The 11,657-nt window shown below is 61.8% G+C and carries 13 protein-coding genes; 5 read left to right on the top strand and 8 right to left on the bottom strand.

The window, feature by feature from the left end; genetic code table 11:
* Positions 1-356 precede the first annotated feature (356 nt).
* Both ACM6JM_RS19790 and ACM6JM_RS19785 read right to left on the bottom strand, forming a co-directional pair.
* Complete coding sequence (locus ACM6JM_RS19790; protein ID WP_074690133.1) at positions 357-1,553, bottom strand: class I SAM-dependent rRNA methyltransferase; 1,197 nt, start codon at positions 1,551-1,553, stop codon at positions 357-359.
* Between the two features lie 123 nt (positions 1,554-1,676).
* The gene (locus ACM6JM_RS19785; protein ID WP_103385332.1) at positions 1,677-2,216 is read right to left on the bottom strand and encodes a type 1 glutamine amidotransferase domain-containing protein; all 540 of its coding nucleotides are present in this window, start codon (positions 2,214-2,216) and stop codon (positions 1,677-1,679) included.
* A 227-nt stretch (positions 2,217-2,443) separates the two neighbouring features.
* Here ACM6JM_RS19785 and ACM6JM_RS19780 point away from each other — a divergent pair, with 227 nt between their 5' ends.
* The 3 genes from ACM6JM_RS19780 (at position 2,444) to ACM6JM_RS19770 (ending at position 4,491) form a co-directional block, all read left to right on the top strand.
* Positions 2,444-3,256 (top strand): HDOD domain-containing protein, encoded by an 813-nt coding sequence (locus ACM6JM_RS19780; protein ID WP_163976907.1) that lies wholly within the window; start codon positions 2,444-2,446, stop codon positions 3,254-3,256.
* A 29-nt stretch (positions 3,257-3,285) separates the two neighbouring features.
* A complete protein-coding gene (mutM, locus tag ACM6JM_RS19775; protein ID WP_007953423.1) occupies positions 3,286-4,098 on the top strand; it encodes a bifunctional DNA-formamidopyrimidine glycosylase/DNA-(apurinic or apyrimidinic site) lyase in 813 nt (270 codons plus the stop codon).
* Between the two features lie 69 nt (positions 4,099-4,167).
* Positions 4,168-4,491, top strand: a complete 324-nt coding sequence (locus ACM6JM_RS19770; RefSeq protein WP_074690137.1) for a multidrug transporter — start codon at positions 4,168-4,170, stop codon at positions 4,489-4,491.
* Positions 4,492-4,529: 38 nt separating this feature from the next.
* Here the strand turns inward: ACM6JM_RS19770 and ACM6JM_RS19765 are convergent, their stop codons facing one another.
* The 5 genes from ACM6JM_RS19765 to ACM6JM_RS19745 form a co-directional block, all read right to left on the bottom strand.
* Positions 4,530-4,781, bottom strand: a complete 252-nt coding sequence (locus tag ACM6JM_RS19765) for a YfhL family 4Fe-4S dicluster ferredoxin (protein ID WP_003195146.1) — start codon at positions 4,779-4,781, stop codon at positions 4,530-4,532.
* A 102-nt stretch (positions 4,782-4,883) separates the two neighbouring features.
* Positions 4,884-5,363 (bottom strand): pantetheine-phosphate adenylyltransferase, encoded by a 480-nt coding sequence (gene coaD, locus ACM6JM_RS19760; protein WP_007953414.1) that lies wholly within the window; start codon positions 5,361-5,363, stop codon positions 4,884-4,886.
* Positions 5,364-5,478: 115 nt separating this feature from the next.
* Entirely contained in the window at positions 5,479-7,074 is a 1,596-nt protein-coding gene (locus ACM6JM_RS19755) for a GMC family oxidoreductase (protein WP_103385333.1), read from the bottom strand.
* A gap of 42 nt (positions 7,075-7,116) precedes the next feature.
* Complete coding sequence (locus ACM6JM_RS19750; RefSeq protein ID WP_103385334.1) at positions 7,117-7,662, bottom strand: twin-arginine translocation pathway signal protein; 546 nt, start codon at positions 7,660-7,662, stop codon at positions 7,117-7,119.
* A gap of 24 nt (positions 7,663-7,686) precedes the next feature.
* Positions 7,687-9,117 carry a coniferyl aldehyde dehydrogenase gene (locus ACM6JM_RS19745; protein WP_103385335.1) on the bottom strand — a complete coding sequence of 477 codons (1,431 nt, stop codon included), beginning with the start codon at positions 9,115-9,117 and terminating at the stop codon, positions 7,687-7,689.
* 146 nt (positions 9,118-9,263) lie between these two features.
* Between ACM6JM_RS19745 and ACM6JM_RS19740 the strand changes: the two genes are divergently transcribed.
* Both ACM6JM_RS19740 and ACM6JM_RS19735 read left to right on the top strand, forming a co-directional pair.
* Entirely contained in the window at positions 9,264-9,935 is a 672-nt protein-coding gene (locus tag ACM6JM_RS19740; RefSeq protein WP_039767914.1) for a TetR/AcrR family transcriptional regulator, read from the top strand.
* A gap of 28 nt (positions 9,936-9,963) precedes the next feature.
* Positions 9,964-10,818: a sulfurtransferase gene (locus ACM6JM_RS19735; protein WP_414882379.1), complete on the top strand. Its 855-nt coding sequence runs from the start codon at positions 9,964-9,966 to the stop codon at positions 10,816-10,818.
* Between the two features lie 4 nt (positions 10,819-10,822).
* Here ACM6JM_RS19735 and ACM6JM_RS19730 read toward each other — a convergent pair whose 3' ends face one another.
* Positions 10,823-11,653 carry an AraC family transcriptional regulator gene (locus ACM6JM_RS19730; protein ID WP_102716712.1) on the bottom strand — a complete coding sequence of 277 codons (831 nt, stop codon included), beginning with the start codon at positions 11,651-11,653 and terminating at the stop codon, positions 10,823-10,825.
* Between the last annotated feature and the right edge of the window lie 4 nt (positions 11,654-11,657).

The following is an 11,657-nucleotide window of genomic DNA, read 5'->3' as shown; positions in this document are numbered from 1 at the left end:
TTAGGTGCGACCAGAAAAGCCAGGTTTGCGAGGGTGCGGGATTCCAGAGTAATTGCTTTCATGATTGAACTCCTTGTTCATTTTGCTTCGTGGTTAGTTGGTGCCACCTTCGTGGTGACGACTTAATAATAGTTTGTAATGGATTAATCGCAAGCAAATATTAAGTAGGAATAATCCAGTAATTCTGTCGGAGTGATCTTTGGTATAGGGGTGAGTGTGTAAGTTAAATTCCGTAAATAAAATATTTAAGGAAATTTCCTGCGCGTCGGTAGGACGATAAATGTAGGAAAGTTCAGGACAAAAAGAAGGGGGGCCCCGTGGGCCCCCCTTCCGATAGCGTCAAAGCCTTGCGTCTGTCAGCTGTTCGGCAGCAGGCGGCAGGTGATGCTCTTGATGTAGCGGGTTTCCGGGATGGCCGGGTGTACCGGGTGATCCGGGCCCTGACCGCCACGCTCCAGCAGCTGAATGTTGCGGTCCAGGTGACGGGCGCTGGTCAGCAGGATGTTCTGCAGGTCGTCTTCCGGCAGGTGCATCGAGCACGAAGCGCTGAACAGGATGCCGTCCTTGTTGAGCAGGCGCATGGCTTGCTCGTTCAGGCGACGGTAGGCGCCTTCACCGTTTTTCAGGTCTTTCTTGCGCTTGATGAACGCAGGCGGGTCGGCAACGATCACGTCGAAGCGCTCTTCGCTGGCCTTGAGTTCCTTGAGGGCTTCGAAGACGTCGCCTTCGATGCAGGTCATCTTGTCGGCGAAACCGTTCAGCGCAGCATTGCGCTCAACACCATCGAGGGCGAAGCCCGAAGCGTCGACGCAGAACACTTCGCTGGCGCCGAACGCAGCGGCCTGCACACCCCAGCCACCGATGTAGCTGTACAGGTCCAGCACGCGTTTGCCTTTGGCGTAAGGGGCCAGGCGCGCGCGGTTCATGCGGTGATCGTAGAACCAGCCGGTTTTCTGACCTTGAACCACTGGCGCTTCGAATTTCACGCCGTTCTCTTCCAGAGCCACCCACTCCGGCACCACGCCGAATACGGTTTCGGTGTAACGCTCGAGGCCTTCGGCATCGCGGGCGGCGGAGTCGTTCTTGAACAGGATGCCGCTTGGCTTGAGCACTTGGGTCAGCGCCGCGATCACGTCATCTTTATGGGCTTCCATGGTCGCGGAGGCGAGTTGCACCACGAGGATGTCGCCGAAACGGTCGACCACCAGACCCGGCAGCAGATCGGAATCGCCGTAGACCAGACGATAGAACGGCTTGTCGAACAGGCGCTCGCGCAGCGACAGGGCCACGTTCAGGCGATGCACCAGCAGCGACTTGTCCAGCGCCAGCTTGATGTCGCGCGACAGCAGGCGCGCGCAGATCAGGTTGTTCGGGCTCATGGCAACGATGCCCAGCGGCTTGCCGCCGGCGGCTTCGAGGATCGCCTGGTCGCCGGCCTTGAAGCCGTGCAACGGGGTCGCGGCCACGTCGATTTCGTTGCTGTAGATCCACAGGTGACCGGCGCGCAGGCGACGGTCGGCGTTGGCTTTGAGGCGCAAGCTAGGCAGGGACATGACGTCGCTCCGGAAAAAAGAGCGGGAGTATACCGTGTTGCACCTGATGCCGGGTCTGGCGTGCGATGAAACGCGGCAGACCCCGTCACGAGCAGGCCCGCCCCGCGTCTGTGGGCCTGAGCCCTATGCCGACAGCGCGTCGATCAGTGCGCCGCTGAACGCCGGAATATCGTCCGGTTGGCGGCTGCTGATCAGGTTGCCGTCCTTGACCACCTCCTGATCGACCCAGTTTGCCCCCGCGTTGACCAGATCGTCCTTGACCGTCTTGTAGCTGGTCATGGTCTTGCCATTGACCAGTCCTGCCGAAATCAACAGCCAGCTGCCATGGCAGATCACCGCGATCGGTTTGCCGGCGGAGGTGCCGGTCTTGACCAGGTGCTGGGCGTCCTGGTCGATGCGGATGGTGTCAGAGTTCTGCACACCGCCGGGAAGCACCACTGCGTCGTATTGTTCGATGCTTGCGCCCCGGAACGTCTGGTCGACCTTGAAGTCGTCCGCCGGTCTGTCATGGTTCCAGCCTTTGACCTTGCCGGCTTCGGCAGAAAGGATGTCGACCTGCGCGCCAGCCTGCTCCAGTGCCTGTTTCGGGCCGGTCAGCTCGACCTGCTCGAATCCATCGGTTACCAGAAAAGCGACGCGCTTGCCGCTGAGAGAAGTGGCCATCGATAAGCTCCTGAGTCTGTTGGAATTACTGCCCGAGACAGATGGAGAACTGCTCCGGGCACTACAGATTCCGAAGCCTGGTGGAAAGTGAAAGTTCCTGCGAATTGCCCACTGGTGTGTCGTGCGTCGGTTTTTAGAGGTTAGAATCGCCGCCTGTCCCAGAGTGTGTACTTATGTCCCAAGAGCTGACCACCGAACAGATTCAACAGTCCCTGCAGGGCATCAGTGTGCCCGCGCAGCCGCAGATCATGGTGGATCTGCAAATGGAGCAGTACATGCCCGACCCGGATCTGGAGACGATCGCCAAGCTGATCTCCCAGGATCCCGGACTGTCCGGCTCGCTGCTGAAAATCGTCAATTCGCCGTATTACGGCCTGAGCAACAAGATCACTTCGATCAAGCGCGCGGTTAACCTGCTGGGCAGCCGTTCGATCATCAATTTGATCAACGCGATGTCGATCAAGGGCGAGATGAACGACGACACCATCGTCACTCTCAACCGATTCTGGGATACCGCCCAGGACGTGGCCATGACCTGCCTGACCCTGGCCAAACGCGTCGGCACCGAGGCGAGCGACGAGGCTTATGCCTTGGGCCTGTTCCATGACTGCGGCGTGCCGCTGATGCTTCAGCGTTTCCCGGACTACATGACGACGCTCGAAACGGCTTACGCCAACGCGGGTGCCGAGCGCCGGGTCGTGGACACCGAGAACGATGTCTACAACACCAACCACTCGGTGGTCGGTTATTACACCGCCAAGTCCTGGCGCTTGCCGGAGCATGTCAGCGCGGCCATCGCCAACCACCACAATGCCCTGGCGATCTTCAGCGACGAAACTTCGCGCAACAGTCAGATGAAAAACCTGCTGGCGATCCTGAAAATGGCCGAGCACATCTGCGCGTCGTATCGGGTTTTGGGTAACCAGACCGAAGACTTCGAATGGCAGGCGGTCGGGCCGCTGGTGCTGGAGTACATCGGCCTCTCGGATTACGACTTTGAAACGTTGAAGCAGACCATCCGCGAACTTGGCGCGCACTGATTTAAAAAGACCCTTGATTCGAGACACTCATGCCTGAATTGCCGGAAGTCGAAACCACCCGCCGCGGTATTGCCCCGCACCTGGAAGGCCAGCGTGTCAGCCGGGTGATCGTGCGTGACCGGCGTTTGCGCTGGCCGATTCCCGAAGACCTTGATGTGCGGCTGTCCGGGCAGCGCATCGTGCTGGTCGAGCGGCGCGCCAAGTATCTGTTGATCAACGCCGAAGTCGGCACGCTGATCAGCCACTTGGGCATGTCGGGAAACCTGCGGCTGGTTGAGGTCGGGATGCCGGCGGCCAAGCATGAGCATGTCGATATCGAACTGGAGTCGGGCCTGGCCCTGCGCTACACCGATCCGCGGCGTTTCGGGGCGATGCTCTGGAGCACCGACCCGCTCAATCACGAATTGCTGATCCGTCTGGGTCCGGAGCCGTTGACCGATCTGTTCGATGGCGAGCGGTTGTATCAGCTGTCACGCGGGCGGTCGATGGCGGTCAAGCCGTTCATCATGGACAACGCCGTGGTGGTGGGGGTCGGCAATATCTACGCGACCGAAGCGCTGTTCGCCGCCGGCATCGATCCGCGCCGCGAAGCCAAGGGCATTTCCCGGGCGCGTTACCTGAAGCTGGCGATCGAGATCAAACGCATCCTCGCTGCCGCCATCGAGCGCGGCGGCACCACGTTGCGCGATTTCATTGGTGGCGATGGGCAGCCGGGGTATTTCCAGCAGGAACTGTTTGTCTACGGTCGCGGTGGCGAGCACTGCAAGGTCTGTGGCACGGGCCTGCGGGAAATGAAGCTCGGCCAGCGCGCCAGCGTCTGGTGTCCGCGCTGCCAGAGCTGAGCAGGGCGTCCGAAAAAGTCCTACGGTCTATAGTGAGATGTCTCACTGTTCAGCCCGAAGGATCGTGCCATGAAGTCCTTGCAAACCCTCATCGCCGCACTGCTGCTGTGCTTCAGTCTGACCGTTCAGGCCACCGAAGGCGGCAGCGGTGATCCGCGTTACGCCATCCAGAATCCACCGGCCTACGCCATGCTCGGCGATCTGCTGATTGCCCGACCATTGCTGGTGGTGGCGACGGTGATCGGCGCCGGGGCATTTGTCGTGTCGTTGCCGTTCACCGCGCTGGGTGGCGGGATTGGCGATGCGGGAGAGGCGCTGGTGGTGGCGCCGGCGAAAGCGGCGTTCGTGCGTTGCCTGGGCTGCACAGGGGAGGGGTTCGAGCAGCGTGAATGACGCGATCGCAGCCGGGAGCTGCGATCGGATTCAGTGGCTCAAGCCTTGCCGGTGATCTTGCGGTACTTCTCCATCAACTGTTCTTCAGTCTCCGGATGGGCTTCGTCCAGTGGAATGCAATCCACCGGGCAGACCTGCTGGCACTGCGGCTCGTCGTAGTGGCCGACGCACTGGGTGCACAGGTTCGGGTCGATCACGTAGATCTCTTCGCCTTGGGAGATGGCGGCGTTCGGGCACTCGGGTTCGCAGACGTCGCAGTTGATGCAATCGTCGGTGATGATCAGGGACATGCTAACTCCAGCCGGGGCGGGGAGCCCGGGCGCTATGAATCAATGCGCGCAATTGTGCCGCATTGGCGCCCGTAGTGCACGCGGGCGCCGTTTGAACGGTCGTTACTTCTTGAAGCGCAGGGTCAGGGCTTCGGCCACCGCCGGGTGGACGAACTTGCTGATATCGCCGCCCAGGGCGGCGATTTCCCGCACCAGAGTCGAGGAAATGAACGAATAACGTTCGGACGGGGTGAGAAACAGGCTCTCCACATCCGGCGCCAACTGGCGGTTCATGTTGGCCAGCTGGAATTCGTATTCGAAGTCCGATACCGCGCGCAGGCCACGCAGGAACACGTTGGCGTTCTGCTCTTTGGCGAAATGTGCCAGCAGCGTCGAGAAGCCGACCACTTCCACGTTCGGCAGGTGTTTGGTGACCTCGCGGGCCAGCTCGACCCGTTGTTCCAGCGGGAACAGCGGATTCTTCTTGGGGCTGGCGGCGACGGCAATGATCACGTGGTCGAACAGGCGCGAGGCGCGTTCGACCAGATCGCCATGGCCCTTGGTAATAGGGTCGAAGGTACCTGGGTACAACACTCGGTTCATCGCGTCGTCCTGGCGGGAATCCGTTGGGGAGTCGGATGGTATCGCAGCCGTCCCGGTCGGGAAAGTCGGCTGTTGGGTAAGAAAGCACTATAGACGATCGGAATTTTCGTCTTTTTCACGGGTTTCTCAGCCGTTCGCCGAGGGATGTCGCCAGTTGCGCCGTCAGACCGTACACCGACAACTGCGGGTTGGCGCCGATGCTGGTGGGGAACAGCGAGCCGTCATGGATCGACAGATTGCTCAGTTGATGATGGCGGCCGAGGCTGTCGGTGACCGCGGTTTTCGGGTCCTCGCCCATCGCGCAACCGCCCATGACGTGGGCGCTGCCCAGACGGGTGCGATACAACTCCAGACTCAGGCTGTCGATCAACGAGCGGGCCTCGGCCAGGCTGTTCACGTAGCGCGCATCGGCGTGCATCGGCATCACCGCTTTGGCGCCGCCGGCGAACTGGATCTCGGCCATGCTGTGGAAGGATCGGCGCAAGCCTTCCCAGGTGTAAGGCGACACCTGATAGTCGAGCACCGGCGAGCCGTCACCGCGCAGCTCGACGCTGCCGCCCGGGCTGTCCGGGTGAAAACCGTCACGCAGCAGGGCCAGCATCGCGTGGGTGTGCGGCAGGTCCGCCATGTGTTGCGCGCTTTCCTGACCGAAACCACCGAGCAACGTGGCGGCCAGCGCCGGGTGCAGCGGTGGCACTTCGAGTTTGTAGGCCATCGGGCCAGTGGTGCCGTCCTTCCACTGGAAATGATCTGAATAGATCGACTGCGGCGCGCCGTAGAACGGGTTGATGACTTCGTCGAAACGCCCGGCGGACATGTTCACCAGATGCAGGAAGGTGCGCTTGCCCAGCCGTTGGTGCGGATCCGGTGCATCCGAGCGCATCAGCAGCGCCGGGCTGTTGATCCCGCCGCCGGCCAGGACGTAATGCCGCGCCTTGACGGTAATGTTGCGTCCAGTCGGCTCGACGCAGCGTTCGTCCATCGCCACGCATTGCAGGCCGGTGACCTTGTCGCCACTGATCAAAAGCTTTTCGGCCCGGGCCAGATAGAGCAGTTCGCCACCCTTTTCCAAAGTCGCCGGAATGGTCGTGACCATCATCGATTGCTTGGCGTTGGTCGGGCAGCCCATACCGCAGTAGCCGAGGTTCCAGCAGCCACGCACGTTGCGCGGGATCACGTGCCAGCTGTAGCCGAGTTGTTCGCAGCCTTTGCGGATCACGTCGTTGTTGGCGTTGGGCGGCACCATCCACGGGGCGACGCCGAGACGTTGCTCCATTTTTTCGAACCACGGCGCCATGTCGGCGGGGCTGTGGCCTTTGACGTCGTGTTCCCTGGCCCAGTGTTCGAGGGTCGGTTCGGGGGTGCGAAAACTCGATGTCCAGTTGATCAGCGTGGTGCCGCCGACCGCGCGGCCCTGAAGAATGGTGATCGCGCCGTCCTTGCTCATGCGGCCGATGCCTTCCTGATAGAGGCTGCTGTAGGCCTGGTCCTCCAGCAGTTTGAAATCGCTGCTGGTCTTGAGCGGGCCTTCTTCGATCAGCAGAACTTTATAGCCGGCGGCGCTGAGGATTTCCGCCGTGGTCCCGCCGCCGGCGCCGCTGCCGATGATGGCGACATCGGCTTCCAGAGTCAGGTCATCGGTGAGTTGCGCGCCGTTGTAGGTTTTCCAGCCACGGGCAAGGCCTTCGCGAAACGGGTCGGGTACGGGCATCGATCAGGTTCTCTTATTATTGTTATGCGTGGGTCGCCAGGCTCAAACGGCGGGCGGGCCGGGGTAACCGCAATGGGCCCAGGATTCGGCGCGGGTGTACCAGGCCATCATCACCATTTGCAGTAATGAGCTGTGGCCCATGCGCAGCAGGCTCAGGGAGCTGTTTTCCCAGCGCTCGAGGAAGTGGCGGATCGCCTCGGGGCTGGCGTTTTCCCAACTGCCCCAGATTCCGGTCAATGGCCCGCGCGTCACCGCCATGCCCAGCACGTCGAACAGTTGTCGCGTGAGCTTGAGCATTTCCGGCGACAGGTGATCGAGGCTGTAGTCCAGCGACTTAAGCGTTCCGTCGACAGCAGCGGGCATCTTTTCCACAGCAACGGCGCCATCCAGCATCACTGGAATCAACGCACGCAGAAACAGCAGATCAGCGCTGCGCAGCGTGGCGAACCCGTTGGCTGAAACGTTCGACGAACAGCCGCTGAGGCTGGCACCAAGGCCAGCGGTGGCGAGGAAAGCCGTGGCGCCGAGGCTGAATTTCAGCAGGCCACGGCGCGACAGGGCAGGTGTTTCGGTCAGGCTTGGGTGCATTATTGTTATTACCCGGCGGTGACGTTAGCGAATGAACAGTTTCTGGATCAGTTTCTGAATGGGTTTACCGTAAGGCGGGTAGATCAGCTTCGCCGCGTTGAAGCGTTGTTTGAACAGCACACCCTTGGCCTTGCTGAACGTCAGGAAACCTTCGTGTCCGTGGTAATGGCCCATGCCCGACGGGCCGATGCCGCCGAACGGCATGTCGTCCTGCGCCACATGCAGCAGCGTGTCGTTGAGGCAGACGCCACCGGAATGGGTTTCGCTGAGCACGCGCTTCTGTTCGTGCTTGTCGTAGCCGAAGTAGTAAAGAGCCAGAGGACGTGGCCGCTGATTGATGTAAGCAAATGCCTGATCCAGATCCTGATACGGCACGATCGGCAACAGCGGGCCGAAGATCTCGTCCTGCATCACCGTCATCTCGTCGCTGACATTCAGCAGCAGGCTGTGCGGCATGCGCCGGCCCTGGCCCTGGTCGAACAGCGGAATCAGCAGCGCGCCTTTGCTGGTGGCGTCGCTGAGGTAGCTGTTGAGCCGCGCCAGTTGGCGCTCGTTGATGATGGCGGTGTAGTCCGGGTTGTCGGCGAGTGTCGGATAAAACCCGCGCACGGCCTGGCGATAGGCTTCGACGAAGCCGCCGATGCGCTCTTCCGGGACCAGCACGTAGTCCGGGGCCACGCAGGTCTGGCCGGCGTTGAGGGTCTTGCCGAAAGCGATGCGCTCGGCGGCGTCCTTGAGCGGTACGTCGCGGGAGACGATGGCCGGGGATTTGCCGCCCAGTTCCAGGGTCACCGGCGTCAGGTTTTCCGCCGCTGCGCGCATCACGTGCCTGCCGACGCTGGTGGAGCCGGTGAACAGCAGGTGGTCGAAGCGCATCTTCGAAAACGCCACGCCGACATCGGCCTCGCCGAGCACCACGCACACCAGATCTTCGGGGAAGATCCGCGCCAGCAGTTCCTTGAGCAAAAGGCCCGTGGCCGGGGTCGATTCGCTGAGCTTGAGCATCACCCGATTGCCGGCCGCAAGGGCGCCGGTCAACGGGCCGATGGCCAGGAACAAGGGGTAGTTCCACGGCACGATGACGCCCACCACGCCCAGCGGCTGGTACACGACTTTCGCCGATGCGGGCTGGAAGGCAACGCCGACTTTGCGTTTTGAAGGTTTCATCCACTGACTGATGTGCTGGCTGGCGTAGTGAATGCCGTGCAGGCTCGGCATCAGTTCGGCGAGCAGGGTTTCATCGGCGCTGCGGTGGCTGAAGTCGGAGCTGATGGCGTCGATCAGGGCCTGCCGCTCGCTGCTCAGCAAATCGCGCAGGGCTTTGAGCCATTGCTGGCGCTGGGCCGCAGGCGGCATCGGGTTGGCGGCGTAGGCGGCACGCTGCGCGTCAAACAGCCGGTTAAGCTCTTCCAGCGGCTGTTGCAGCGTTTGCAGGTAGGCAATATCGGCAGTCATCGGCGGCTCCGGAGTTGTTGTTGTGAGGAGCCTTTTAGAGTCTATGCTCTAGAAAGTCAAATGGCTTCCTTGCGCATCCTGGTTTTATCCCGTTCCGGTTAGGCCGTAAGATGCCCCCCAACGCACTCTGAATTAAAGCTCAAGCCATGGCCCCACGGATCAAAACCAGCGAGCGCATCGTGCAGAACAGCCTCGAGCTGTTCAATCAGCAGGGCGAGCGCAGCATCAGCACCAATCACATCGCCGCCCACATGGAGATTTCTCCGGGCAATCTGTACTACCACTTCCCCAACAAGCAGGCGATCATCGCCGTGCTGTTCAGTGAGTACGAAAGCCTGGTGGACAGCTTCCTGCGTCCGCCTCAGGGCCGTGCTGCGACGGTCGAAGACAAGCGCTTCTATCTCAAGGAGCTGCTGTCGGCAATGTGGCGCTACCGTTTCCTGCACCGCGATCTCGAGCATCTGCTCGACAGCGATCCTGAGCTGGCCGGGCGCTACCGGCGCTTCTCCCAGCGCTGCGTGATCCAGGGCGCGGCGATCTATGAAGGGTTCGTTGCCGCCGGCATCCTGAAAATGGATCGGGTGCAGATCGAATCCCTGACTCTCAACGCGTGGATCATTCTCACCTCGTGGGTGCGCTTCCTGTGCACGACCCGGGAAAATTCCAACTACCTCAGCGAACAGGCCATCAAACGTGGCGTGTATCAGGTGCTGGTGCTGGAAGCAGGGTTCGTCACCGAGCAGGCCCGCGATGAGGTCAACGCCTTGTTCGAAGAATTCTACGTGCCGCTGGCCCAGGCCCTCGAAGAAAGACCCTAATCCCATTTCCTCACTGGAGTCGTTCGCTATGCCGATTGCGCAACTGATCAGCCCGACCGCACTGGATGCCCGCAAGGCGCAACCGGGGCTGGTGATTCTCGATTGCCGTTTTGCCCTCGAAGACCCGGATTATGGCCAGCGCAGCTATGCCGAGGGGCACATTGCCGGGGCACATTTCGCCGATCTTGAGCGCGACCTCAGCGGCTTAGTGACCAAGGGTGTCACCGGACGCCATCCGCTGCCGGAGCCGGTGGCGCTGATCGAACGCCTGCAAGCGTTCGGCATCAACAATGACAGTGACGTGGTTCTGTATGACGACGGTCCCGGTGCCTATGCGGCACGGGCCTGGTGGTTGCTGGCGTGGCTGGGCAAACGCGACGGCGTGTTCATTCTCGATGGCGGGCTCAAGGCCTGGCATGCGGCTGGGCTGCCGTTGAGTCTCGATCCACCGTCAGCGGCCCGGGGCAACTTCAGCGGCCAGCCGGACATGAGCCTGCTGCTCAGCGCCGAGCAATTGCAACAGCGCCTCGGCCAGCCGGCGCTGACCCTGCTCGATGCCCGAGCGCTGCCGCGTTTCAAGGGCGAAGTGGAACCGATCGACCCGATCGCCGGGCACATCCCCGGCGCACAATGCGCGGCGTTTACCGACAACCTGGGCAGCGACGGGCGTTTCCTGCCGGCCGATCAGCTCAAGCAGCGTTTCGCCGCGAAACTCGGCGGGCGTTCGCCGAACGATCTGGTGGCTTACTGCGGCTCCGGGGTGACGGCGTGTCACAACCTGTTTGCCCTGTGTCTGGCGGGTTACCCGTTGGGTTCGCTGTATGCCGGATCGTGGAGCGAGTGGATCAACGATCCTGCGCGCGGTATCGCCACCGGCGAGTAAACGCTCAGCGATCCAGCCGCGCGCTGCGATAGGCTGCGGGGCCTACGCCGTAAACCTGTTTGAACTGCCGGCTCAGATGGCTCTGGTCGGCAAATCCCAGCTGCGTGGCGACTTCCACCGGCAGGCAGCCGCTCTGCAACAAGCCGCGCGCGCAGGCGATTCGCTGCTGCATCAGCCAGCTGTGCGGCGGCATGCCGGTGGCGCGGCGGAACACCCGGGCGAAGTGGAAGGGCGAGAGGTTCACCGCCGCCGCCAGTTCTTCCAGCGAGGGCGGCGCCGCCAATTGCGCGTGCAGCAACTCCTTGGCCATTGCCACCGCGCGATGCTCCTTGCCGGGATTGCCGTTGATCTGCACCGCCGCGTGACGCTGCAACAGCAACATCATCATCTCGCGCCACACCGTTTGCTGTTGCAGTGCGGTGGCGGGGCTTTCGAGCAAGCGGTGCAACTGACAGAACCCGTTGACCAGGTCCGGATCGCGATACAACGTCGCACCGAAGGCCGGCATCGGTGCGGTCGGCAGTTCCAGTTCATTCAACAGCGCGACGATCTGCCCGGTGTCGGGATAAAACGCCCGGTACAGCCAGCCGTCCTCGGTGCCCTTGTGGCCGTTATGCACTTCGTCCGGATTGATCAGCACCAGCGTGCCGCTGCCCGCCAGGTGTTCGGCGCCGCGATAACGGTAGCGCTGGGCGCCGGCCATGATCATGCCGATCACATAACCGTCGTGGACGTGCGGGGCGAAACGATGCTCGATGTAGCGCGCGGTCAACAGCTCGACCCCGGCCAGGGGCGCGGCTTGCCAGAAGCGGATCGACTCGCCCTGATCGCTCATGACC

It is taken from the genome of Pseudomonas sp. IT-P2 (assembly GCF_949767575.1).
GTDB classification, from domain to species: Bacteria; Pseudomonadota; Gammaproteobacteria; order Pseudomonadales; family Pseudomonadaceae; genus Aquipseudomonas; species Aquipseudomonas pharyngis.
The sequence above is the reverse complement of the archived record's forward strand: the minus strand, read 5'-3'. Positions and strand labels throughout refer to the sequence as shown.

Coding starts and splice junctions, on each gene's coding strand:
- ACM6JM_RS19755 (WP_103385333.1), bottom strand. CDS start 7,074: ATGCCCGTACCCGACCCGTTTCGCGAAGGCCTTGCCCGTGGCTGGAAA.
- ACM6JM_RS19750 (WP_103385334.1), bottom strand. CDS start 7,662: ATGCACCCAAGCCTGACCGAAACACCTGCCCTGTCGCGCCGTGGCCTG.
- mutM (WP_007953423.1), top strand. CDS start 3,286: ATGCCTGAATTGCCGGAAGTCGAAACCACCCGCCGCGGTATTGCCCCG.
- ACM6JM_RS19740 (WP_039767914.1), top strand. CDS start 9,264: ATGGCCCCACGGATCAAAACCAGCGAGCGCATCGTGCAGAACAGCCTC.
- coaD (WP_007953414.1), bottom strand. CDS start 5,363: ATGAACCGAGTGTTGTACCCAGGTACCTTCGACCCTATTACCAAGGGC.
- ACM6JM_RS19730 (WP_102716712.1), bottom strand. CDS start 11,653: ATGAGCGATCAGGGCGAGTCGATCCGCTTCTGGCAAGCCGCGCCCCTG.
- ACM6JM_RS19770 (WP_074690137.1), top strand. CDS start 4,168: ATGAAGTCCTTGCAAACCCTCATCGCCGCACTGCTGCTGTGCTTCAGT.
- ACM6JM_RS19735 (WP_414882379.1), top strand. CDS start 9,964: ATGCCGATTGCGCAACTGATCAGCCCGACCGCACTGGATGCCCGCAAG.
- ACM6JM_RS19790 (WP_074690133.1), bottom strand. CDS start 1,553: ATGTCCCTGCCTAGCTTGCGCCTCAAAGCCAACGCCGACCGTCGCCTG.
- ACM6JM_RS19785 (WP_103385332.1), bottom strand. CDS start 2,216: ATGGCCACTTCTCTCAGCGGCAAGCGCGTCGCTTTTCTGGTAACCGAT.
- ACM6JM_RS19765 (WP_003195146.1), bottom strand. CDS start 4,781: ATGTCCCTGATCATCACCGACGATTGCATCAACTGCGACGTCTGCGAA.
- ACM6JM_RS19745 (WP_103385335.1), bottom strand. CDS start 9,117: ATGACTGCCGATATTGCCTACCTGCAAACGCTGCAACAGCCGCTGGAA.